Here is a 21,639-nt window from a genome sequence, read left to right as displayed (position 1 = left end):
TTTCTGGGTATTCTCCAGTGTCCTGAAGTGTCCAGCCGGTGACAAGAGCCGCTTGCGGACACGTCCGCTATCGGCAAGCATCAGTACAAGCTGACGCGATCGTCTGGGTTGGCATCATCGGGTGGGGATGCGCGAGGGGACCACGATGGATGACGAGACTCTCCTCGCGGTGATCTACCGTGGTCGGCCCGCTACGACCGATGCGGTCGCCTCCTTGGCGCACCTGACTGAACGCGAGGCGGCAGAGGCGGTCGAGCGCCTGCGTAGGAGTGGAGTTCTCGGAGGCACCGATTCCACCCTTTCCTATCTGGACCCCTCGGTCTGGGTTGCCGCGGCTGTGGCCGTGGGTGCGGAGGAGCTGCGCCGCAGTGCTGAGGCGAATCTCGCCGAGATCGAACGGGCCGTCGCAGGGCTTCCTGCGATGCTTCGTCACTGGTCGGTTGGCGAGGCGTCCGCCGAACAGGTGCCCATCGTGATGCGGCACGGCACGAACGCATCGGAAGACCTCTGGTTCGACACGGCTCGCCATGATTCTGGAACGCTACAGGCCATTCTGCCCGATGTCAGCCGCTTTCTCTCGGGTGCCGAAGATCGGATCGCACGGTTCGCGCACGCGCTCAGCGGCAAAGATGCAGTGCGCGTCATTATCGCAACATCAGCAATTGCCGATCCAGCTACGGCTGCGATTGTGCACCGGTACGACAGCGCGGGTGTTGAGCTTCGCATGCTCGATGATCTGCCGAGCTGGTTCTGGACCGACGGCGACCAGCTCGCATTGCCCTTCGAATGGGGCGAATCACGCCCGACCAGCGTTCTCGGCGTTCGCAACGGCGTGATCGCTGGGCTTGCCAGCGCGTACTTCCAGAGCCTGTGGCAGCGCGCCGAACCTGTTGCGCCTGTCGCACACACGTGGACACCATTGTTGAGATTGATGAGGCAGGGGGTGACACTCGAGACCGCTTCGCGCACCGTGGGTGTCAACCCGCGCACCGGCCGCCGGCGGGTTTCGGCCGCGATGGAGCACTATGGCGTTTCGACGCTGTTCGCGTTGGGCGTGGCCTGGTCGGCCGACTCGGGGCGCACAGAGTGACGGAGTGAAATCCCGTGCTGAATCTTTGGTGCGCGCAAGACCACGTCTACATAGCCGCGAGTACGGTGGTCGCATGAGTTTTGACGTCACTGCCGCCGCATACTTGAACTTCATGGGCCGGTACTCCGAGCCACTCGCTGAGATCTTCTCCGAGTGGTCGGGCGTTCGGCGGGGAGAACGTGTGCTCGATGTTGGTTGCGGCACCGGAGCCCTGACCGAGCAGCTCGTCGCGCGGCTCGGCGCGGCTGCAGTCTCGGCGGTAGACCCGTCGGCCTCTTTCGTCGAGGCTGTCGAGAAGCGCCTGCCGAACGTCGACGTGCGCTTGTCGGGCGGCGAGCACCTTCCGTTCGCCGATGCAGAGTTTGACGGTGCACTCGCTCAGCTGGTCATCCATGTCATGGCGGATGCTCGTGCAGGTCTTCGCGAGATGGTGCGAGTGATTCGACCCGGCGGCTTCGTTGCGGCCTGCGTGTGGGATCACGCTGGGGGCCGTGGGCCGCTCGCTACTTTCTGGGATGCGGTTCATGACCTCGACCCAGAGGAGGTCGGTGAGGCGATGCTCCCGGGTACGCGTGAGGGTGAGCTGAGTGATCTGTTCACTGCAGCGGGGCTGGTGGAGGTCGAAGCCTCGAGCTTGACGGTGGTGCGGCACTACGAGTCGTTCGACGACTGGTGGCAGCCGTATCTGCTCGGAGTCGGGCCGGCCGGCGCGTATGTTGCCCGGCTTTCGAGTTCGCGTCAGTTGGCTCTTCGGGCGCGCTGCGCCGAACTTCTGCCTGCGGGGTCGTTCAATGTTTCCGCACTGGCGTGGTGTGCGCGCGGAATCGTGCCGCACGGGATCGTGGGCCGGTGATGGTGATGGTGACGAGATGGCTGCCTTCGGACGGGGGGGGGGGGGGGGGGGGATTCGCCTGCCCTCTTGATGGTGTGTCTTCTTGTTGCCTTGTTCTCCACAATCGGGGCGTGAAAGTAGTTCTCCACTGATGTTCGCGGGAGCCCTGATTTGGTGAGGGATTGTCAGTGGTGGGTGTTTGAATGGGGGTATGAAGACACCAGCTGCCGGGTTTCCCGGGTCGTCGCCTGAGGGCTTGGATGACCCTCGGGCTTCTGCGCTGCGTGCGGCGGTGGAGGCTGTAATGTCGTCTGGTGGGTTTGGGGCTGCCGCGCCCTGCGGGCTTGCCGACGAGGAACTGCTGGCCTGGGCGGTGGCTGGTGAGGCGTTGCTGCGGTGTGCGGAGGGGATCGTTGTCGAGGCGGCTGGGGAGCTTGCCGAACGGTCCAAACGTGAGCACGGTGATGACCGGTTGACCGTGAAGCATGGGTGCGCAGATGTCGTGTCGTTGATCAGTGGTTTGACGGGGGTGTCGAAGAAGACCGCGGCAGGCCGGGTGCGACTGGGTACGGCGGTTAGGTCGTCGATGTCGGTGGTGGGATTGGTGAATGAGAGTAATTTCCCTTCCGTACAGGAGGCTCTGCGTTCTGGCCGGCTCGGAGTGGATAGTGCGCAGGTCATCACCCGGATGCTGGGCGAGTCGGCGAGGCGGGTGGGGTTCGGTGCGGATCTGCATGAGTGTGAACGGATGGTGGTGCTCGCCGCTGATCCGACGACCGATGTGGGGTTGGGGTTGTCGGCGGATCAGGTGGCGATCATGGTGGCGCAGTGGCAGGGGCATTTGGATCCTGATGGTGCCGAGCCGACAGCTCGGGAGTTGGAAGACAAGCGCGGGTTGTGGTTGCGGCAGCAGGCTGACGGGAGTTTCAAGGTCGGTGGTCTGCTCACGGCGGTGCAGGGGGCGAAGTGGCAGGCCATCGCCCAAACCATCCTCAGCCCGAGACTTCCCCGATTCGCAGACAACGGCGAGGCCCCGGGCGCCAGTGATGGCTCTCATTCTGGTGATGCTCCTGATGCTCCTGATGGTTCTGGTGCTTCTGAGGGTTCGGGCGGCGGCGAGGTCGAGGATGGTTCTTCGATGCCCATCGGTGATGGTGTCCGCGGCAGAAACGGTAGCGGCCCACGCTTCTTCGCCGATGATGACGGCGAGGAGGAGGTCAGCCCGGTGTTGGCTGACACCCGCACGCGTGAGCAGTTGTTGGCTGATGGGTTCACGGCGTACATCGACCGGGTCGCGGGGTTACCCGACATGCCGGCACTGTGTGGGGCGCGTCCGACGGTCAACGTGCACGTCACCCTGGAAGACATCGTCGAGGGTCGGGGTGTGGGCTGGGTTGACGGTGTTGACCAGCCCGTGCCGGTGACGAGTATTGAGCAGTTGCTGTGTCACGGGGATGTGATTGCGACGCTGATGCGTGAGGGGCGGGTGTTGCAGCACGGGAAGACGAAACGGCTGTTCACTCCGGCGCAGAACAGGGCCCTCGCCGCCCGGGATGGTGGGTGTGTGTGGCCGGACTGTGGGAGACCCCCGTCGTGGTGTGAGACCCATCATGTTCTCGACTGGCGTGACAAGGGATACTTACCCGGCCGAACGGATACTGATAACGGGGTGCTGTTGTGCCATTTTCATCATTCGAATGTGCATAAGAGCCGATGGAAACTCGTCATGCGTCAGGGCGCACCGCACATCATCCCGCCGCCCGAGATCGACTGGACACAAACACCCCGACCCTGCACCGGGAGACGAACCAGACAGTGACGACGGTGACTGCGTTGCGATTAGCGAATACTCTGAGGAGTGAATGTGGGACCAGTACGGAATAGTTCGACCCAGATGCTCGTTGATTCGAATGTCAATGCGTAAGCATAGAAATGAGGGCATCATGCAGTTTGGAATCTTCAGCGTCAGCGATGTGACCACAGACCCCACCAACCTCACAACCCCGACCGAGCACGAGCGCATCAAGGCGATCGTTGCCATTGCCAAGAAGGCCGAAGAGGTCGGGCTCGACGTCTTTGCGCTGGGGGAGCACCACAACCCGCCATTCGTGTCGTCGTCGCCGACCACGATGCTGGCCTACATTGCGGCCCAGACCGAGAAGATCATCCTGAGCACGTCGACGACGCTGATCACGACGAACGACCCTGTGCGCATCGCTGAAGACTACGCGATGCTCCAGCACGTCTCTGATGGGCGAATGGACGTGATGATGGGCCGCGGCAACACTGGCCCGGTCTACCCGTGGTTCGGGCAGGACATCCGCCAGGGTATTCCGCTGGCGATCGAGAACTACGCGCTGCTGCACCGGTTGTGGCGTGAAGAGTTCGTGGATTGGGAGGGGAAGTTCCGCACTCCACTGCAGGGGTTCCAGTCGACGCCTCGCCCGCTTGACGGGGTGCCTCCGTTTGTGTGGCACGGGAGCATCCGGTCACCCGAAATCGCGGAACAGGCCGCGTACTACGGTGATGGGTTCTTCGCAAACAACATCTTCTGGCCGAAAGAGCACTATATGCAGCTCATCAGTTACTACCGCCAGCGTTTCGAACACTACGGGCACGGTTCTGCCGACCAGGCGATCGTCGGGCTCGGCGGGCAGGCCTATATGGCCAAGAATTCGCAAGACGCCGTCGACGAGTTCCGCCCGTACTTCAACGAGGCCCCGGTCTACGGGCACGGGCCGTCTCTGGAGGACTTCACCGAGCAGACTCCATTGACCGTGGGGAGCCCGCAGCAGGTCATCGATCGCTACGCGTCGATGCGTGAATACTTCGGCGACTACCAGCGCCAGCTCTTCCTGATGGACCACGCGGGGTTGCCGTTGAAGACGGTGCTCGAGCAGCTCGACCTGTTGGGCGAAGAAGTTGTGCCCGTGTTGCGCAAGGAGTTCGCCGTGAACCGGCCTGCGACTGTGCCCGAAGGGCCCACTCATGCCTCGCTGGTTGCTGCTTCGCTCGCGCGTGAAGCTGCGGGTTCGAACGGTTCGTCTACCTCGGCGGCTGCCGCTGAATCTGTGGATTCGCCGGCTGAACGGGAATCCGAACGCGTCTGAGCAGAATGGGTCAGCGCAGAAAAGGCCAGCGCGGAAAGGCCAGCGCAGAAAAGATGAGCGCAGGAATGGTGAGCGCTGGGTAGGTCTGTACAGGGCGACCGGCTAGACGAACGGAGTCGCTGTGTCCATCAGGCGTGACCGGATGAGAAATCGAACACCCTCTGGGGCCTCGACCGAGAAGCCACTGCCGCGGCCTTTGACGACATCGACCGTCAGGTGGGTGTGGCTCCAGTAGGCGAACTGTTCGGATGACATCCAGAAGTTTATGGACTGGGGTTCCGTGGGTGAGCCGGCATCTTCGTTTCGCGAGACGGCGGTTGGGCTGATGTCGAAGGTCCCGAGGAGCACATCGTTGTCAGAGGTGATGAAGTCGCCTTCGGGATAGCACATCGGGGAGCTTCCGTCGCAGCATCCGCCGGACTGGTGGAACATGAGTGGTCCATACGTGAGCCAGAGTTTGCGGAGAAGCTCGACGGCGGTCGCGCTGAGGGACACGCGCGACAGGGTTTCTCCAGGAATCGTGACTGCCGCTTCGAGCGGCGCTGCGGTCGTGTCGAGCATGGTGACCTTCTCTCTCCTCAGAACGTTACGCTTGTCGGGGTTTTGAGGAGGGTTTCGATTCGCTGCGCTGCTCAACCAGTGGTGGAATACCACTCATCGAGCAGCACAGCGTTGTGCCGAAACCCGCCTCCTGTGTCGCGGGTGACGGTTTAGAAGAAGCCCAGCGCGTTCTCGGAGTACGACACCAGCAGGTTCTTGGTCTGCTGGTAGTGGTCGAGGGCGAGCTTGTTGTTCTCGCGACCGATGCCCGAGCTCTTGTAGCCGCCGAATGCTGCGCCAGCGGGGTAGGCGTGGTAGTTGTTGATCCATACGCGACCCGCCTGGATGTCGCGACCCGCTCGGTACGCCACGTTTCCATTGCGCGACCAGACGCCGGCGCCGAGGCCGTAGAGGGTGTCGTTGGCGATCGAGATCGCGTCGTCGTAGTCGTCGAATGAGGTGACAGCGACAACCGGGCCGAAGATCTCCTCCTGGAACAGGCGCATCTTGTTGTGGCCCTCGAAGATCGTCGGCTGCACGTAGTAGCCCTCTGTCAGATCTCCGCCGAGGTCAGCACGCTCGCCACCCAGGCGGAGTTTTGCGCCCTCCTGTTTGCCGATGTCCATGTAGCTCAGGATCTTCTCGAGCTGGTCGTTCGATGCCTGGGCGCCGACCTGGGTGTCGGTGTCGAGGGGGTTGCCCTGAATTGCCTTGGCCGTGCGAGCGGTGACCGTGTCGAGGAATGAGTCGTAGATCGGCTTCTGGATGAGCGCGCGGCTGGGGCAGGTACAGACTTCACCCTGGTTGAAGGCGAAGAGAGTGAAGCCCTCCTGTGCCTTGTCGTAGAACGCATCGTTCTCGTCGGCGACATCCTTGAAGAAGATGTTCGGGGACTTGCCACCGAGCTCGAGGGTCACGGGGATGAGGTTGGCGCTCGCGTACTGCGAGATGAGGCGACCGGTGCTGGTCTCACCGGTGAAGGCGATCTTGCGGATGCGCGGGCTTGACGCCAGCGGCTTACCTGCCTCGACGCCGAAGCCGTTGACGATGTTGATCACACCGGGAGGCAGGATGTCGCCGATGAGTTCGATCAGCACGAGGATCGAGACCGGGGTCTGCTCGGCCGGCTTCAGAACGACAGTGTTGCCCGCAGCGATCGCCGGAGCGAGCTTCCACACGGCCATCAGAATCGGGAAGTTCCAGGGAATGATCTGCCCGACCACGCCGAGGGGTTCGTGGAACTGGTAGGCCACAGTGTCGCCGTCGAGCTCGGCGTGATCGCCGTCTTGAGCCCGGATAGCGGCGGCAAAATAGCGGAAGTGATCAGACGCCAGCGGGAGGTCGGCGTTCAGTGGTTCGCGGATGGGCTTGCCGTTGTCCCACGTCTCTGCCACCGCCAGGAGCTCGAGGTTGGCGTCGATCACGTCGGCAATCTTGTTGAGCACAGCGGCTCGCGCGGCAGGTGATGACTTGCCCCAGGCCGGTGCTGCCTTGTGGGCAGCGTCGAGCGCCGCATCGATGTCTTCGTGCGTACCTCGGGCGACCTCTGCAAACGGTTTGCCATTGACGGGCGAGATGTCTTCGAAGTACTGGCCCTTCACGGGGGCGACCCATTCGCCACCGATCCAGTGCTCATAGCGGGGCTTGAAAGTGATCTTGGACCCGGGGGTTCCGGGCACTGCGTAGACGGTCATGTCTGCATCCTTCTGACGTCATTGTCGTTTGTGCTGTCGTGTGTGCTGTCGTGTGTGCTGTCGCGTACGTGCTGTCGAGCACGTGCTTCACAGCCGGAGTTCAGGCTGTGACGGTGACACTACGACCGTCCACGTTGCAGAAAGGTTGCGAGAGGTTGCGGGGCGGTTGGGCGTCGCCAGAAGTCAGCGCTTGAGCTCCGTGTCGATGCGTTCGATGCGTGAGACGACGGATGCCCGTTTCGGTGATTGCGCCGGCAGACGCTGAAGGCAGGCGATCCACACCTCGCGGTCGTAGGCACACTCATCAGTGTGGGCGTACGCCAGCAACACATCTGCCGAGGCATCGGTCATCAGTGATTCGCGCACGTTTGTACTGATCTCGTCGCGGATCTCCACAACCCCGGGCGCAGTCGACCCCATCACCACGGGGCCGACGTACGCGGCCAGGGCGACACGGTGCGCCCCGCGTTCGAGGAATGCCAGCACGCGGTGAGCGTCGAGTTCGAGTGGAGGGGCGAGTCGATAGGGGCGTGATTCGATGACCACGGACGGGTCGACCTCTGCCAGCACGGCACGCAATCGCACGATCTCGGCTCTCAGGGTGGCGACCGAATTGTCGGCAGCGTAGAGTTTCTGGGCCAGCTGATCGGCCGAGAGCCCGCGGCGGTGCCACGCGAGGAGGGTCAGGATCTCGGTGTGACGGGCGCTGAGTTCGACTGTGTTGGTTTCAGCGTTGCCTTCTGTGCCGACAGTGAGACGGCCAAGCTCGCGGCCGAGCACACTGAGTTGCCGGGCATCCGTTGCTCGCGGCTTCTTCGTGCCGCTCGATGAGCGGGCGCTGGTCTCGACGGTGCCGGGTGCGTTGCCGGTTGAGCTGGGACTCATGCCGATGCCGATGCCGGTGCCCGTGTCGGTGATCATGACCGCGCTCGTGTTGGCAACGACGTGCGCGCCCGCGCCCGGCCACCCAGGACCACCGCCTACCCGCGATGGCAGTCTCAGTTGCGTGGTGAGGCCGAGTCTGGGGTGGGCCCGGGCCAGTTGGTGGATGCGCAGTTCGGATTCCGCGGCGGCCACTGCGGCCTCGAGCAGGGGCATGGTCGCCGGAGAGACGGCGTCGTCGCCGCCGGTGATGTCGATGACTCCGAGAATGTCGCCTGTGGCCGGGTCGTGCACGGGAACGGCGGTGCAGCTCCACGGGTGAACAATGCGGTTGAAATGCTCGGCCCCGCCGATCTGGATGCCGTGGTCGAGCGCCAGGGCCGTGCCGGGGGCGCTCGTTCCGACGCTTGCCTCAGACCAGTCCGCACCCTCGACGAAATACATGCCCTCGGCGCGGCGGCGCAGTTCGCGGTCACCGTCGATCCAGAGCAACCGGCCCGCCTGGTCCCCGATAGCGACGATGAGCCCGCTCTCGAAGGTGTGGGCGATCAACAGGCGGTGGATGATCGGCAGCACCAGTGACAGGGGATGCTCCCTGCGGTACTCGCGCAGGGTCTCGTCGTCGAGGTCGAATCGTGGAAGCAGCGTATCGGGGTCGAGTTTTCGCGCCAGCGAGCGTTTCCAGGACTCCTCGACCAGGCGGCGCACCCCAGCCGCGTCTGCATAGTCGGCTCCAACGGCATGGCTCGTTTCCACAGAGTGGTCGGGAGCGCTCTTCGCGCCGGTTCGGATGCCCGAGGCGTCGACAACGCTTGTGCCCGTGTGCTCCAAGCTCGTTCCGGCGCCGATCAGTGCATCGTGCGCCTGAGCCTGGGAGAGCGCGCGTTCGCGCGGGCCGTCATGACGGCTGTCGGGTGGGGAGACTACCCAGGGACTGGCCACGGTTCTCCGATCTGCGTTGATCTGGCGAGCGTTGAGCTGGTGAGTGTTCAGCTTGCGAGCGTTGTCTGGCCAGCGTTCAGCTGGCGCAGGTGGTGCTGAGCGAAATGAGCGGGGATTCTTGTGAGCTTTTGTCTGGTCTGCGGTGACCTTTCGCGAGTCTACCGCGCCTGGCCCTGAGCGGGCCGGGCGCGCTCAACGTCTTCGACGCGAGCTTCGGGCATCGCGGCGGCCGCGAAGATCGTCGCCGCAGCGCACACTGAGATCGCGATGAACGCACTGCCTGACGCGAGGGCGATGACCGCCGCGTCATGCTGGGTGCCTGCGCCGGATCCCGCTCCGGATGCCGCTCCAACACTGTGCGCCGCATAGATGCCATTCGCGATCGCGCCGAAGATCGCGACTCCGACGGCGCTGCCGATGGAGCGGGCGAACAGGTTCGTTCCCGTGACGACACCACGTTCGTTCCACGGCACGCTCGATTGTGCGGCGATCAGCGCGGGTGTGGCGGCGAGCCCGAGACCCAGGCCGACGATGAAACAGCTCGCGGCGGTCAACCAGAGGTTGGGCGTACTGGCGGTGAAGGTCAGGGCGAGCGTACCGACGACAGCGATGCCGACGCCGATGAGCACCGTGCGACGGAAGCCGAGTCGCAGGTAGAGCCGCCCCGACTGAGATGCCGAAATCGGCCAGCCCACTGTGAGTGCTGCAACGGCCAGCCCGGAGACGATGGGCGTGACACCGATCGAACCCTCGAGGAATGTGGGCACGAAGGAGGTGAGCCCGACAAGGATGGCTCCGACGCCGAGCGACACGAGGGTCGTCGTCAACAGGAGTCGCCTCGAGAAGACCCAGAGGGGCAGGATCGGCTCAGCGGCCCGGCGCTCGGCGAGCACAAACGCGACCAGAAGCAGAGCCCCCAGAACGAACGCCCCAATGCTGGCCGGCGCGTCCCACGCCCAGGCCTGTCCGCCTTCGAGCACCGCCAGGATGAGCGCGCTCAGGCCCAGGGTGAGCAACACCGCACCCGCGTAGTCGATCGTGTGTTTCTGGGGAGCGATCTTCTCGTGCAGGTTCTTCACGAGCATCCACCCTGCGAGAAAGCAGAGCGGAATGTTGACGAAGAAGATCCAGCGCCACGACACGAACTCCGAGAAGACGCCACCGAGGGTCGGGCCGACGACAGAGGAGACAGCCCAGACGCTCGCGATGTAGCCCTGTACTTTTGCGCGTTCGGCCACGGTGTAGATGTCGCCGGCGATCGTGACCGCCATCGGCTGCACGGCTCCCGCGCCGAGCCCCTGCACCACGCGGAAGGCGATGAGTGCCGGCATGCTCCACGCGAAACCGCAGAGGATCGAGCCGACCAGGAACAGGCCGATACCGACGAGGATGATCGGCTTGCGCCCGAGCGTGTCGCTCAGTTTCGCGTAGACCGGCACCGACACCGCTTGGGCGAGCAGGTAGATCGAGAACAACCAGGGAAACTGGGAGAAGCCGCCGATGTCACTGACGATCGAGGGCACGGATGTTGCGAGGATCGTCGAGTCGATGGCAACGAGGCCCGTGGTGAGCATGAGGGCGATGAGTACGGGGCCACGCTCGGAGCGGAAGCCGACGTCAGCGCGGGTGGCCGCGCCTGTCATGGCGAAACCACGGTGTCGGCGACCACGGTGTCGGCGCTGGTGACTGAGTGCGCTGGTTCGTGCATCACGAAAGGCAGATGATTCTCATGGTGATCCAATTGACGGCGAGTTTCACATTCAGGAAGTCAGGCTACGCCCGTTTGACCCTTTTCATTGACCAGCGCGAAGTACATTGCGCAGTCTCGACCGATGTGCAGTCTCGACCGATGTGCACCCCGACTGATGTGCACTCTCGACTGATGTGCACTCTCGACTGATGTGCACCCAGAAGGTCAGTGAGCACAGACTACGATCGGGGGCGTCTCAGTTGGGGCCGTCCCAGTCGGGTCCCTCTCAGTTGGGGGCTGCGCTGGATGTCGGGGCGGGAACGGGGCCGGCTACGGGTGAAATCGGGATAATGAATACCGGTGGGGTGGGGAACGTGAAGATCTTGGTGAGGCCTGACGACGATCCCGACGACGTTGACGACGATCCAGACGATGCAGATCGTTTCCGTGCATCAGCAGCCGCCTGTTGGGCTGCAACCTGGTCGGCATTGCTCTTCTGCACGGCCTTCGCCGCCGTCACGTAGCCACTCAAGGCGTTCGTCAGAGCAGCTACGTCGGTTGTCGTCGTCTTCGCAGTCGCAGTTGCAGTTGCAGTTGCAGTCGCAGTCGCAGTCGCGAGTGCCGCGAGTGCGCCCGTGAGCGCATCTTTCGCTCCCTGCTCTGCGCTGGGGTTGTCTGCGATCAGTGCGGCACTCGCAGGCGGGACCGAATTCGCCAGCGCGACGAGGGCGGCCTGGCTGGCAACGAGTTGAGCATTCACCTCGGCAAGTGTGGCTGTGATGTCGGCTGCGCGAGCCTGCACAGCGGAGATCTGCCGCGCGATCGTGGTCGTCAGTTCGGCCAGCTGGTTCGGGCGAAGCGACGCCGGGTCTGGGTCGGTCGGGAGTGCCGAGGAGGTTGTTTGTGCCGTCGAGACAGTGGTTTTCTTCTGCTCACTGTCGATCAACGCCAATTGGGCCGTCGCACCAGCTTGCGCATCGACCCCGACATATCCGTCGGTCTGGGCCACCGTCGAGGCGAGTCCGGAGCGAACGGAATCGAGCGCAGCCGTTGCCGTTTCGAGCTCGGAGAGCGCAGCATCCTGTGCAGTGCCCGCTGCCATCAGCTCGGACTCGGCCTGCTGTGCTGACGCGACCGCCCTGTCGTGGAGCTCGGCATTGTGGATCACGTTCGCCGTGACGCCTCCCGCGGTCAGGAGTGCAACGACAACAGAGAAGCTGACAAGTCCAATCAGCTTTGTGCGGCGAGTAGGAGCCGGAGGCCTGGACGCGACGATGCTCATGATTCCCCCCTGGCATGCAGCGGAGACGCACGCGCATCCCAAGGATAGCTGACCCTGAATCTGACCCGGATTCTGACCCGGAGCTTGACATCGGACTTATGCTCGAAGCCCCCTGTCAAGCCGTCGGTACAGACCGAGCGAATGCGCCTGCCGAACAATACGCTGGAAAGCATGACCCCAGAGCGCAATTCGCGGCCCAGAACACTCCTCATTCTCGGTGCCAGTGGCGACCTCACGCAGCGGCTACTGCTGCCGGGGCTTGCCAGTCTCGTTGCGAGCGAGGTGCCTGCCGATCGGGACATGGTCGCGGGGCTGCGCATCGTGGGCTCCGGGCGTTCGGAGCGAAGCCGCGCCGATTGGCAGAAGCAGGTGAACGCAGCGCTCGCCGAGGCGGGGGTGAGGGCAGCGGATGCCCGCGCCCTTGTCGCGGCGGCCGACTACGTTGTGGCAGACCCGACGTCCAAGGCCGACCTGAACCGGATCATCGAGGGTGTGCGTGCTGGCCTGATCATCTACTTCGCCCTGCCGCCAGCGATTGTGCTCACTGTCGCCGATACCCTCTCGAAGTTGAGCGCAGAAGCGACCAAGGTTCTCGATACAGCGGTCCTGGCCGTCGAGAAACCGTTCGGGTCGGACTCCCGCAGCGCCGCGACACTCAACCGCCGGCTGCTCAGAGTCGTGCCAGAGGAGCAGATCCATCGGGTCGACCACTTTCTCGGAATGGCGACTGTTCTCAACCTCGTGGGACTCCGGTTCGTGAACCGCCTTGTCGAGCCCGTCTGGAACGCTGACAATGTCGAGAAGGTCGAGATCGTCTACGACGAAGACCTGGGACTCGAAGGCCGCGCCGGCTACTACGACACCTCAGGCGCGCTTGTCGACATGCTGCAGTCCCACCTTCTCCAGGTGCTGTCGATCGTGGCGATGGAGGCGCCGGCGAGCATCGATCCCGTCGACTTCCGTGCGGCGACGGCGCAGGTCTTGCGAGCGACCGAGGTCTGGTCGGGGCCGCCGGTTCTCCCAGGCACTTCGTTGCCGAGCAGGCGTGCGCGATACACCGCGGGCACCGTGGATGGGGACGCGCGCAGTGGTGATTCAGGCAGTGGTGATTCGCGCAGCGCTGATCCACGCAGTGGTGATTCAGGCAGCGGGGAGAAGGGCCGCGGCAGAAGCATGCCTGCCTACGCAAAGGAGAAGGGCGTCGACCCCTCGCGCGAGACCGAGACCCTCGCCGAGCTGGTGGTCGAAGTGAACACCCGGCGGTGGGCGGGCGTGCCGTTCGTACTGCGGTCGGGCAAGGCGATCGGCGTGCCGCGCAAGGAGATCATCCTGACCCTGAAGCCCGTGGGGTTCGTGCCGCGTGGGTTGACCGGCACAGAGCGGCCGGAACGCATCGTGGTGGGGCTGAAGCCGTCGTCGGTCACGCTGGAGTTGACCATGAATGGCGACGGCGACCCATTCGGGCTCGACCGGCACGACCTGTCGGCGACGCTGGATGCTGCGCCCATCACCGCATACGGCGAGGTCATGCGGGGTGTGCTCGGGGGCGACCCCACGCTTTCGATCAGGGGCGATGTCGCGGAGACGTGCTGGCGGATCGTCGCGCCGGTGCTGAACTCGTGGCGAAGGAATGAAGTGCCTCTCGAGGAGTACCGTGCTGGCAGTGAGGGTCCCGCGGCGTGGAGGCGCGACATCACCCCGCGGTGAGACCGTTAACGCGAGCGAGGGCGATGGACATCGACGCACGCGGTCGTTGATGATCCGTCATGTTCGGCGTAGTGTTGAGGGTATGTCAGACATGCAGCCCGAACCCCTCGTGACCCAGACGCCTCCGACGATGATCATCGGCCGTGTCACCCGAAAGACGAACAACGCGCTCGTTCTCACGTTCAACGACGGGCCTGCAAGCACTCCGCTGGCGGTAGCGCAGCAGGGTGGGGCAGACGGGGTCGGTTCGAAGCTCGGTGTTCTCTTCGGTTTCAAGAACGGTGGTTCGGGCCAGCACGTGATGACCATGCGCGACGGCTCGGTGATCACGGTGGTGACGAGCGGGGGAGACCCTACCCGCGTCATCCGGGGGTCGGGCGCATCCACAGCGGGTTCAACGGGGGTGGCGCTTGCCACAGTGGAGCGTGGCGATGTTTCGACGGTGACGCTGGCTGACGGAACGCACCTCTTCACGATCATCCCCGATCCCGTGGAGCCGAAATCACCCGAGTTGTACAGACTGCGTGTGCAGGCCGGTGAGACGGCGCCTGGTTCCGCGGGGCCGGAGATCGGGCGGCTCGATGTGATCCTGCAACCCAACGCCTGGCGGCTGGGTCTCAACAACCTGGGCCTCGACGGGGTCATCGGCGACCTGGCCGATCTCACGAACATGTCCGGGAGGAGCTCCCTGCCCATTCTTGTCCAGGGGACACGTCTCATCGTGACCGGTCAGCTGTCCGAGTTGCAGCGCGACATCCTCTGCGCCATCTGCGTCGATCTGGCGATCGGGCACCGGCCGTACGTGAAGGCGATGCGCTGAGCTGACGCTGCGCTGACCTGTGTTGCGCTGCGCTGGGCTGCGGACGTTTCGAGCTGGAGACGGTTCAGTTTATGCAGGAGCCTGACGCGTAGCTGGTGGTCGGGGCCTCCGTTGCGGGGGCCGACGAGTCCGGTGTGCTCGCGGGAGCATCGTTCGCGGCTGGGGCAGCTGCGCTCGGGTCGACAACCGCGAGGCCGTCGGTTCCGAGGATGAGTGTGACATCAGTGGCGTCCGACGACTCCTCGAGCGCTGCACCCGGCACATAGGCGGCGAGCGCTTTCGCGTCTGCCTCTTTGCCCGGAGCGTACTGGATGGTGGTTGTGGCGCGGGTGGCCGCAGAGTCGGGAGTGCCTGTCTTGAATCCGAACCCGCCCAGGGCATCGGTGTTCGATGCAGCGACGCCGTCGGAGTCGCTCGCGTTCAGCACCGTCACGGTGACGTCGCCGACATTCGATGCCGTCGCGGAGTCATACGCTGACGGCGACGACGAAGCCGAACCAGACGAGCCGGAGCCGCCGGGATTGACGATGCCCTGGATGAACGCGGGCATGGCGGCCGTATCGACCTCAACGATCGAGACGTCGCTGCCGTCGACCGTGATCGTCGGTGTGCCGGTGATGGGAATGGTGGCCGAGGAGATCTTGTCTGCGTTCAGGTTTCGCATCTGGGCTGCGAGATCGATGATGTTCAGCCCGGAGTCGGTCTCGATCGACGAACTGATCGCGTCGAGAACACTCGCGAGCTTGCCGGGGTTGAGCAGGGTTCCTGCCGAGAGGATCTGCCGCGCTTCGACCGAGAGGAAGTACTGCTGTCGCACTTCGCGGTCGAGGTCACCGCGGGGCAGTCCGTGGCGCTGCCTCACGAACGAGAGAGCCTGCGAGGCGTTGAGTTCGGAGACACCGGCGGGCAGATTGATTGCGGAGAAGGGGTCGTTTACCGCCTCATTGAGGCAGACTTGCACGGGCCCGAGCGCATCCACCACGTTGTAGAAACCGAGCAGGGAGACGCGAACGAAGTGGTCGATCGTCAGGCCGGTGAGGTTCTGGATGGTCGAGATCAGCAGCTTCGCGCCCCCGGCGTCGCCTCCACCGTTCTCGGTGCCGAGCACGAACGCCGAATTCAGCTTGCCTTTGCCATTGTCGGGGATGTCGACCCAGGAGTCACGCGGCAGCGAGATCATGGTCGCGGAGCTGCCATCGGCAGGAAGATGAACGACGATCATCGTGTCGGTCGAGGTACCACCGCCGTCTTGCTCGGTACCGAGCGCGGCCAGCTGCTCCGGAGTCGCGTTGTCGGGGCGATGATCGTCGCCGACCAGGAGGATGTTCTGGTCTTTCCCGCTGCCGCCGTTGCTGCCGATGCCGTCGATGTGAGTGATTCCGTTGACGAACCTCTGGTAGTTGTAGGCGACGTACCCACCCGTGACCACGACGGCAAGCACCACCACGATGACGATCCACCGGGTCGTGACCTGGCGCCGACGCCGACGCCGGCGCTGCTCGGGTGTGAGCGGCCGGTGCTGGTGGGGCTGCTGATGGGGCGGGGTCACGGTAGTCATCGGGTATGAGCCTAGGCAGATCGAGGTGTGCAGACCCTGAACGACCCGGCTCTTGGTGGAAAACAGTCAGCACTGCAGCCGGGAACGCCCCTCGGCCGATGTGACGAAATCACGGTGCATCTCGGTCTGGGCGAGTGCGGAGATCCTGTTGAAGGGGGGTAGGTTGTCCCAGCCCGCCGACCAACTCACCCGCTCAGCGATCTGCCAAACCGACACCTGGCCTTTTTCGGAGACGATGGCCGCGACTTGACGCGACCGGGTCAGGTGGTGCAGCTCGGTATCGACGCGCCGTTCACCCAGGCCGGTGAATCGGTAGCCGTGCCCTGGTAGCGCCAGGTAGTCGTCGAAGGGCTCAACACGGTCGAGCGAGCTGAGATAGTCGGCGATCGGGTTGGCCGGAACAGGGTTCGAGTGAGGGCTGGCAACACGTGCGCCGAGCCCGAGCCCCGGGTAGAGCGTGGGGAGGATGTGGTCGCCTGTGAAGATCAGCTTGCGTCGGGTATTCACCAGGCACAGGTGGCCCGGCGTGTGCCCGGGGGTATGGATGACCTGCAACTCATGCCCGGGAATGTCGAGCGTCTCCGCGTGAACGACGCCGCGATCGGCTGTCGTCGACGCAATCGCCGAGCCGAGTCGTGGTGCGGCGAGGAGTTCGAGTCGGCGATCTGCGGGGACACCCCACGAGTCCAGGAGAAGGGCGCGGTCGGGATCGTCTGCCGCGTCACTGCCGCTGTTGTTCTGCTGAGCGAGGACCGCCCGCAGGGAGTCGCGTTCGCTCTCGTGCATCACGATAGGGGCGCCGGTCGCGGCTTGGAGGCGCGCGGCCATTCCGAGGTGGTCGATGTGCAGGTGGGTGACGAGGATCGACTCGATGGCATCGATTGTCGAGCCGAACGCGGTGAGGGCTGCCTGGAGACGAGAGAAGTTCTCGTCGGAGTCCCACCCGGGATCGATGAGGTGAACGGCACCGGCAGTGTCGACGATGAAGTAGCTCAGCGTGTACGGCACGTGACTGGAGGGAATGGGCTGCGACACCACGAAGACGCCTGGCGCGACTGCTTCGGGCAGGGGGAGAGTGTCGTCGAGCGACGCTCGGTATTCTTGCTCGCTCGCGGGCTGCATCGTGTCTCCAGACTACCTCTGCGCCAATTCGCGAGACTGAGCACACAAGGACGCGGAATAAATCACGGCGCAGCATGTTGGCCTGTATGCAAACGCATGAATCATGAAGTGCAGAACAGTGAGTGGAGAAGGAAATGACGCAGCAGGCTGACATGACAGCGGAGACGACAGCAGTGACCGGGATCGAATTCGGCCTCGACACCTTCGGCGATGTCACCCAGACGCCAGGCGGCCAACCCGTCTCCCAGGCGCAGGTGATCCGCAATGTCGTCGACGAAGGCGTGCTCGCCGACCAGATCGGCCTCAGCTTCTTCGGAGTCGGTGAACACCACCGTGAAGACTTCGCGGTCTCAGCCCCCGACGTGGTACTTGCTGCCATCGCTGCACGCACGTCGAGCATCCATCTCGGTTCAGCGGTCACCGTATTGAGCTCCGACGACCCCGTGCGGGTGTTCCAGCGTTTCGCAACGCTCGACGCGATCTCGAACGGTCGTGCAGAGGTGATCCTGGGGCGCGGTTCCTTCACCGAATCGTTCCCGTTGTTCGGTTACGACCTCGCTGACTACGAGCGCCTGTTCGAGGAGAAACTCGAACTGTTCGCTTCTCTCATCACCGAGAAGCCGGTCACGTGGAGCGGTACCACGCGTGCGTCGCTCACCGACCAGTCGGTCTTTCCGCTCACCGAGAGCGGCTCGCTGCGCACCTGGGTCGGTGTGGGTGGAAGCCCGGAATCGGTTGTTCGCACTGCGAGCTATGGAATGCCGATGATGCTCGCGATCATCGGTGGGTCACCTGTGCGGTTCGCTCCGTACGTCGACCTGTACAAGCGCGCCCTTGCACAGCTGGAGACGCCCCTGCTGCCGATCGGCATGCACTCTCCCGGATTCGTCGCCGACACCGACGTCGATGCACGCAACGAATTCTTTCCGCACTACCAGGCCATGCACGCACGGATCGGTGCCAGCCGTGGTTGGCCGCCCCTGACGCGGCTGCAGTTCGACGCTGAGGCGAGCCCGGAAGGCGCGCTCTACGTCGGATCACCCGACACGGTCGCTGAGAAGATCGCTCGCAACGTCGCCGCGCTCGGAGTCAATCGATTCGACATGAAGTACGGGGCGGGCACCCTCTCGCACGAGAGCATGATGAAGAACATCGAGCTGTATGGAACGCGCGTCGTGCCGCAGGTTCGCGAACGTCTCGCTGAACTCGAGGTTGCAGTCCAGGTCTAGTTTCCGGGGCCGGCTGTTCAGACGTTGGTTCAGGCCAACCCGACCATCCCTGCGCTCAACTCCCAGAGGTCATGGGCAAGCGCAGGGTCGTAGGCCTGCTTGTTCGCTTTCTGGATCATTCGCTTCTCGTAGTATTCGCCGCGTACCCAGTCGATGCCAGGTCTAGTCGTTGCAAGCCAGTTCAGGGTGTCTGCACCGCGGTCCGGAGTGAGCATGAGTCGGCCGAGCACGGTGCGATAGACGAACCGCAGGTGACTGGTGGAGTCCGCGGCAAAGCTCGTGCCGACAATGCCGGGGTGGAAAGCCGCGGTCGCGATGGCCCCTGGCGTATCGGTTTCCGGGCCGGAATCGCGGTAACGAAAATCGAGTTCCCGGGTGAAGAGGATGTTCGCCAGCTTCGCGTTGCCGTACGCGCGGTTCGGCGAGTACTTCTGCCGGGCATCCAGATCGGAGAGGTCAAGTCGGCCGTAGAGGCTGTTCGCGACGCTCGCGGTGTTGATCACAATCGCTCGGCTTGCCGACAACCTGTCGATGAGCAGGTTGGTCAGCAGGAATGGCGCTAGGTGATTGACCTGCAGCGTCTTCTCGTGGCCGTCGACCGTGTCTTCACGTTTCGACATGATGCCGCCGGCGTTGTTGGCGAGAACATGGATGACCGGGTAACGCTCGCGAAGGGTCTGGGCGAGGCTGCGAACGTCGTCGAGCTGGGCGAAGTCGGCGATGATGTAGTCGCTCGCGAGCTCGCCGGCGATCGCCCGGGTCTTGCCCGGCGACCGGCCCACGATCACGACGTTGTCGCCACGCCTGGTCAGGAATCGTGCTGCGGCTGCGCCGATGCCGTCGCTTGCGCCCGTGATGACGACGGTTCGCGGGGTGAGCGATCCGGGCGTCGCTTCTGCTTCGCTCAATTCACTGCCAGCGGATGACTGCCGCCCCGGCCAGCCTCACCCTGGTCCAGCCCGGCAATGGTCGCCAGCTCGGTGTCGGTCAGTTCGAAGTCGAACACATCGATGTTCTCGGCCATGCGGTCGCGGTTGTTCGACTTCGGAATGACGATGGTATTCAGCTGCAGGTGCCAGCGAAGGATGACCTGCGGCACGGTCTTGCCGTGGGCCTCGGCGATCGCGAGCAACTCGGTCGAGGAGTTGATCCGGCCCTGGCCGAGGGGCCCCCAGGCCTCTGTTGCGATGCCGTGGGCTTCGTGGAATGCACGGAGCTCGGTCTGTTGGAGATCGACGTGCAACTCGATCTGGTTGACGGCAGGAACGATCGACGTCTCGGCGAGGAGGGTTTCGAGGTGCGGGATCATGAAGTTCGAGACGCCGATCGCTTTGGCCCGACCCGTGGCGCTGATCGCCTCGAGACTCTTCCAGGCTTTGACGAAAGTGCCCTTCTCCGGCGTCGGCCAGTGGATCAGGTACAGGTCGACGTAGTCGAGCTTCAGTCGGCCGAGGCTCTTCTCGAACGCGGCTGCGGCGCTGTTCTGGTCGGTGTTCCAGAGCTTGGTGGTGATGAAGAGTTCTTCCCGCGGGATGCCAGCCCCGGCGATGGCGTGGCCCACCCCCTCTTCATTGCGGTAGATGGCAGCGGTGTCGAGGTGGCGGTAGCCGACCTCCAGTGCATCGGTGACGATGCGGCTCGTCTTGTCGGGGTCGACTTTGAACACTCCGAAGCCCAATTGGGGAATGTCGGTGTCGTTGTTCAGCGTGTAGGTGGGAACAGCCGGGTCGGGAACAGCCGGGTTGGGAACAGCAGAGTTGGCAGCGCTTGTCGTCATGTTTCAAGCTTAGGCAGCTATCGTCTGTCTGTACGAGTTGTGCGTGCCTGCTGTGAAGCCGGTGCCGTGATGTGCCTGTTGCCGTGATGGCCCCGTTTGCCGTGATAGCCCTGTTGAGAAATGAGTTGAGCCCCAGCGATGCCCGAGAGCCCGGCAGCCCAGAGCGCCTACGACGTACTCGGTGTGAGCCCGACATCGACGGAAGACGAACTGCGTCGCGCCTACCGGTTGCGATTGCGCGAGACGCACCCCGATACCGGTGGAAGCGCCATTCAGTTCCAGGCGGTCCAGGCTGCGTGGAGCCGCATCGGCACCGCTGCCGACCGCGCGATCTACGACGCCGGTTCTGGCAACCGTTTCGACCGGTCTGGTGGGCCGGGGCCAGCGGGCGGCGCCGGAGGGGATTCGGCTGGCAGCCCCGGTGCGGGAATGGGGGGCCGGGCATCCGGTGCTTCGCGCGGCACCCCGTCGACCCTCAAGGCGCGATCGTTCGGGCACCCCGGTGGGGACGAGCGGGTGCACTACCTCACACTCATTCGGGAATGGGTCGGCAGGGGAGTGGAACTCACAGATCCGTACGACCCCGCGCTGGTGCGCTCGGCTCCGCGGGAGATTCGCCGCTGGCTCGCCAAGGCCATAGCCGAGGAGGAGACGGCGCGGATCGTCTCGACGATGGGCATCGGCTTTACGGTCTGGAACAACGTGCTGGTTGGTCGAACCGGTGAGAACGTCGACCACGTGGTGCTGGGGCCCGCCGGGCTTTTCGCAATCGCCTCGCATGATTGGGGGAGTGAGGTGCGCCTGTCGAAGTCTGAATTGGTCGGTGACGACATCGCCGACGATGAAGATCCTCTCAGGAGCCTGGGCCAAAGCGCACGGATGCTCTCGAAGTCGCTCGGCGTCACATTCACTGCTCTCGTGGTGGTTGTCCCCGATGACGATCTGGCGGTGGGTTGCGCCCAGGTGGAGCGCGGTCGTCTCGCCGGAGCGGTCGTCGTGCGCCGTTCTGTGCTGCCGCAATTGTTGCGGAACGGGGTCTCCGGCGTTGTGCCGGGCGGGCGTGGCGGTGAGGAGCGGGCGAGCGTCGACCGCATCTTCGAATTGCGCTCGCGACTGCAGGATTCCATTCGCTTCGTCTAGTCATTCCATACGCTTCGTCTGGTCGCTTCGTGTCATTCCTGCGGGTATCTTCTTCGTGTAGTTGCGTCGCACTGCAATGTCGGGCACCTCAAGGGAAGCTGAAAGTTCGTGTCACGATGTGACAAATTGGTAACGAACGCATAACCTCGAGAAGTCGCTTCTTTCACCCGAAGAGAGAATCGATGGGTTCGGACGCTTGCCTTCGCCGTTCCCGCGTAAGCCGG

General features: G+C 64.0%; 17 protein-coding genes. 8 read left to right on the top strand and 9 right to left on the bottom strand.

The window, feature by feature from the left end:
- Positions 1 to 145: 145 nt before the first annotated feature.
- The 4 genes from JOE66_RS10370 (at position 146) to JOE66_RS10355 (ending at position 5,032) form a co-directional block, all read left to right on the top strand.
- On the top strand, positions 146 to 1,090 hold the full coding sequence (locus tag JOE66_RS10370; RefSeq protein ID WP_205109189.1) for a hypothetical protein: 945 nt from the start codon (positions 146 to 148) through the stop codon (positions 1,088 to 1,090).
- Between the two features lie 73 nt (positions 1,091 to 1,163).
- Positions 1,164 to 1,943 carry a class I SAM-dependent methyltransferase gene (locus JOE66_RS10365; RefSeq protein ID WP_205109187.1) on the top strand — a complete coding sequence of 260 codons (780 nt, stop codon included), beginning with the start codon at positions 1,164 to 1,166 and terminating at the stop codon, positions 1,941 to 1,943.
- A gap of 190 nt (positions 1,944 to 2,133) precedes the next feature.
- The gene (locus JOE66_RS10360; protein ID WP_205109185.1) at positions 2,134 to 3,741 is read left to right on the top strand and encodes an HNH endonuclease signature motif containing protein; all 1,608 of its coding nucleotides are present in this window, start codon (positions 2,134 to 2,136) and stop codon (positions 3,739 to 3,741) included.
- A 124-nt stretch (positions 3,742 to 3,865) separates the two neighbouring features.
- Positions 3,866 to 5,032, top strand: a complete 1,167-nt coding sequence (locus JOE66_RS10355; RefSeq protein WP_205109183.1) for an LLM class flavin-dependent oxidoreductase — start codon at positions 3,866 to 3,868, stop codon at positions 5,030 to 5,032.
- Positions 5,033 to 5,134: 102 nt separating this feature from the next.
- On the opposite strand, the gene JOE66_RS10350 is transcribed toward JOE66_RS10355, so the two are convergent.
- The 5 genes from JOE66_RS10350 to JOE66_RS10330 all read right to left on the bottom strand — a co-directional run bounded on the left by JOE66_RS10350 (position 5,135) and on the right by JOE66_RS10330 (position 12,062).
- Positions 5,135 to 5,593, bottom strand: coding sequence for a DUF779 domain-containing protein (locus JOE66_RS10350; RefSeq protein ID WP_205109181.1), 459 nt, complete (start codon positions 5,591 to 5,593; stop codon positions 5,135 to 5,137).
- A gap of 149 nt (positions 5,594 to 5,742) precedes the next feature.
- Complete coding sequence (exaC, locus tag JOE66_RS10345) at positions 5,743 to 7,266, bottom strand: acetaldehyde dehydrogenase ExaC (protein WP_205109178.1); 1,524 nt, start codon at positions 7,264 to 7,266, stop codon at positions 5,743 to 5,745.
- A 183-nt stretch (positions 7,267 to 7,449) separates the two neighbouring features.
- Positions 7,450 to 9,090 (bottom strand): helix-turn-helix domain-containing protein, encoded by a 1,641-nt coding sequence (locus JOE66_RS10340; RefSeq protein WP_205109176.1) that lies wholly within the window; start codon positions 9,088 to 9,090, stop codon positions 7,450 to 7,452.
- A gap of 158 nt (positions 9,091 to 9,248) precedes the next feature.
- A complete protein-coding gene (locus JOE66_RS10335) occupies positions 9,249 to 10,733 on the bottom strand; it encodes an MDR family MFS transporter (RefSeq protein ID WP_205109174.1) in 1,485 nt (494 codons plus the stop codon).
- Between the two features lie 333 nt (positions 10,734 to 11,066).
- Positions 11,067 to 12,062 (bottom strand): hypothetical protein, encoded by a 996-nt coding sequence (locus tag JOE66_RS10330; RefSeq protein WP_205109172.1) that lies wholly within the window; start codon positions 12,060 to 12,062, stop codon positions 11,067 to 11,069.
- Positions 12,063 to 12,233: 171 nt separating this feature from the next.
- On the opposite strand from JOE66_RS10330, the gene JOE66_RS10325 reads away from it, so the two are divergent.
- Both JOE66_RS10325 and JOE66_RS10320 read left to right on the top strand, forming a co-directional pair.
- A complete protein-coding gene (locus JOE66_RS10325) occupies positions 12,234 to 13,769 on the top strand; it encodes a glucose-6-phosphate dehydrogenase (protein WP_205109170.1) in 1,536 nt (511 codons plus the stop codon).
- An 82-nt stretch (positions 13,770 to 13,851) separates the two neighbouring features.
- Positions 13,852 to 14,589: a hypothetical protein gene (locus tag JOE66_RS10320; RefSeq protein WP_205109168.1), complete on the top strand. Its 738-nt coding sequence runs from the start codon at positions 13,852 to 13,854 to the stop codon at positions 14,587 to 14,589.
- Positions 14,590 to 14,653: 64 nt separating this feature from the next.
- Here JOE66_RS10320 and JOE66_RS10315 read toward each other — a convergent pair whose 3' ends face one another.
- Both JOE66_RS10315 and JOE66_RS10310 read right to left on the bottom strand, forming a co-directional pair.
- A complete protein-coding gene (locus JOE66_RS10315; RefSeq protein WP_205109166.1) occupies positions 14,654 to 16,147 on the bottom strand; it encodes an LCP family protein in 1,494 nt (497 codons plus the stop codon).
- Positions 16,148 to 16,213: 66 nt separating this feature from the next.
- Positions 16,214 to 17,269 carry an MBL fold metallo-hydrolase gene (locus JOE66_RS10310; RefSeq protein WP_205109164.1) on the bottom strand — a complete coding sequence of 352 codons (1,056 nt, stop codon included), beginning with the start codon at positions 17,267 to 17,269 and terminating at the stop codon, positions 16,214 to 16,216.
- A gap of 134 nt (positions 17,270 to 17,403) precedes the next feature.
- Here JOE66_RS10310 and JOE66_RS10305 point away from each other — a divergent pair, with 134 nt between their 5' ends.
- Entirely contained in the window at positions 17,404 to 18,498 is a 1,095-nt protein-coding gene (locus JOE66_RS10305) for an LLM class flavin-dependent oxidoreductase (RefSeq protein ID WP_239518279.1), read from the top strand.
- A 29-nt stretch (positions 18,499 to 18,527) separates the two neighbouring features.
- Here the strand turns inward: JOE66_RS10305 and JOE66_RS10300 are convergent, their stop codons facing one another.
- Together JOE66_RS10300 and JOE66_RS10295 are read right to left on the bottom strand one after the other, a co-directional pair.
- Positions 18,528 to 19,406: an SDR family NAD(P)-dependent oxidoreductase gene (locus tag JOE66_RS10300; protein WP_205109161.1), complete on the bottom strand. Its 879-nt coding sequence runs from the start codon at positions 19,404 to 19,406 to the stop codon at positions 18,528 to 18,530.
- Entirely contained in the window at positions 19,403 to 20,275 is an 873-nt protein-coding gene (locus tag JOE66_RS10295) for an aldo/keto reductase (RefSeq protein ID WP_205109159.1), read from the bottom strand. Before JOE66_RS10295 ends, JOE66_RS10300 begins: the two co-directional genes overlap by 4 nt.
- A 138-nt stretch (positions 20,276 to 20,413) precedes the next feature.
- On the opposite strand from JOE66_RS10295, the gene JOE66_RS10290 reads away from it, so the two are divergent.
- Complete coding sequence (locus tag JOE66_RS10290; RefSeq protein WP_205109157.1) at positions 20,414 to 21,415, top strand: DnaJ domain-containing protein; 1,002 nt, start codon at positions 20,414 to 20,416, stop codon at positions 21,413 to 21,415.
- Positions 21,416 to 21,639: the final 224 nt, after the last annotated feature.

The organism is Subtercola frigoramans (genome assembly GCF_016907385.1).
In the GTDB taxonomy this organism is placed as follows: domain Bacteria; phylum Actinomycetota; class Actinomycetes; order Actinomycetales; family Microbacteriaceae; genus Subtercola; species Subtercola frigoramans.
The sequence above is the reverse complement of the archived record's forward strand: the minus strand, read 5'-3'. Positions and strand labels throughout refer to the sequence as shown.

What these genes read in the sequence shown, in the direction of transcription:
- JOE66_RS10370 (WP_205109189.1), top strand. Translation starts at nt 146, where the DNA reads ATGGATGACGAGACTCTCCTCGCGGTGATCTACCGTGGTCGGCCCGCT.
- JOE66_RS10365 (WP_205109187.1), top strand. Translation starts at nt 1,164, where the DNA reads ATGAGTTTTGACGTCACTGCCGCCGCATACTTGAACTTCATGGGCCGG.
- JOE66_RS10360 (WP_205109185.1), top strand. Translation starts at nt 2,134, where the DNA reads ATGAAGACACCAGCTGCCGGGTTTCCCGGGTCGTCGCCTGAGGGCTTG.
- JOE66_RS10355 (WP_205109183.1), top strand. Translation starts at nt 3,866, where the DNA reads ATGCAGTTTGGAATCTTCAGCGTCAGCGATGTGACCACAGACCCCACC.
- JOE66_RS10350 (WP_205109181.1), bottom strand. Translation starts at nt 5,593, where the DNA reads ATGCTCGACACGACCGCAGCGCCGCTCGAAGCGGCAGTCACGATTCCT.
- exaC (WP_205109178.1), bottom strand. Translation starts at nt 7,266, where the DNA reads ATGACCGTCTACGCAGTGCCCGGAACCCCCGGGTCCAAGATCACTTTC.
- JOE66_RS10335 (WP_205109174.1), bottom strand. Translation starts at nt 10,733, where the DNA reads ATGACAGGCGCGGCCACCCGCGCTGACGTCGGCTTCCGCTCCGAGCGT.
- JOE66_RS10330 (WP_205109172.1), bottom strand. Translation starts at nt 12,062, where the DNA reads ATGAGCATCGTCGCGTCCAGGCCTCCGGCTCCTACTCGCCGCACAAAG.
- JOE66_RS10325 (WP_205109170.1), top strand. Translation starts at nt 12,234, where the DNA reads ATGACCCCAGAGCGCAATTCGCGGCCCAGAACACTCCTCATTCTCGGT.
- JOE66_RS10320 (WP_205109168.1), top strand. Translation starts at nt 13,852, where the DNA reads ATGTCAGACATGCAGCCCGAACCCCTCGTGACCCAGACGCCTCCGACG.
- JOE66_RS10315 (WP_205109166.1), bottom strand. Translation starts at nt 16,147, where the DNA reads ATGACTACCGTGACCCCGCCCCATCAGCAGCCCCACCAGCACCGGCCG.
- JOE66_RS10310 (WP_205109164.1), bottom strand. Translation starts at nt 17,269, where the DNA reads ATGCAGCCCGCGAGCGAGCAAGAATACCGAGCGTCGCTCGACGACACT.
- JOE66_RS10305 (WP_239518279.1), top strand. Translation starts at nt 17,404, where the DNA reads ATGACGCAGCAGGCTGACATGACAGCGGAGACGACAGCAGTGACCGGG.
- JOE66_RS10295 (WP_205109159.1), bottom strand. Translation starts at nt 20,275, where the DNA reads ATGACGACAAGCGCTGCCAACTCTGCTGTTCCCAACCCGGCTGTTCCC.
- JOE66_RS10290 (WP_205109157.1), top strand. Translation starts at nt 20,414, where the DNA reads ATGCCCGAGAGCCCGGCAGCCCAGAGCGCCTACGACGTACTCGGTGTG.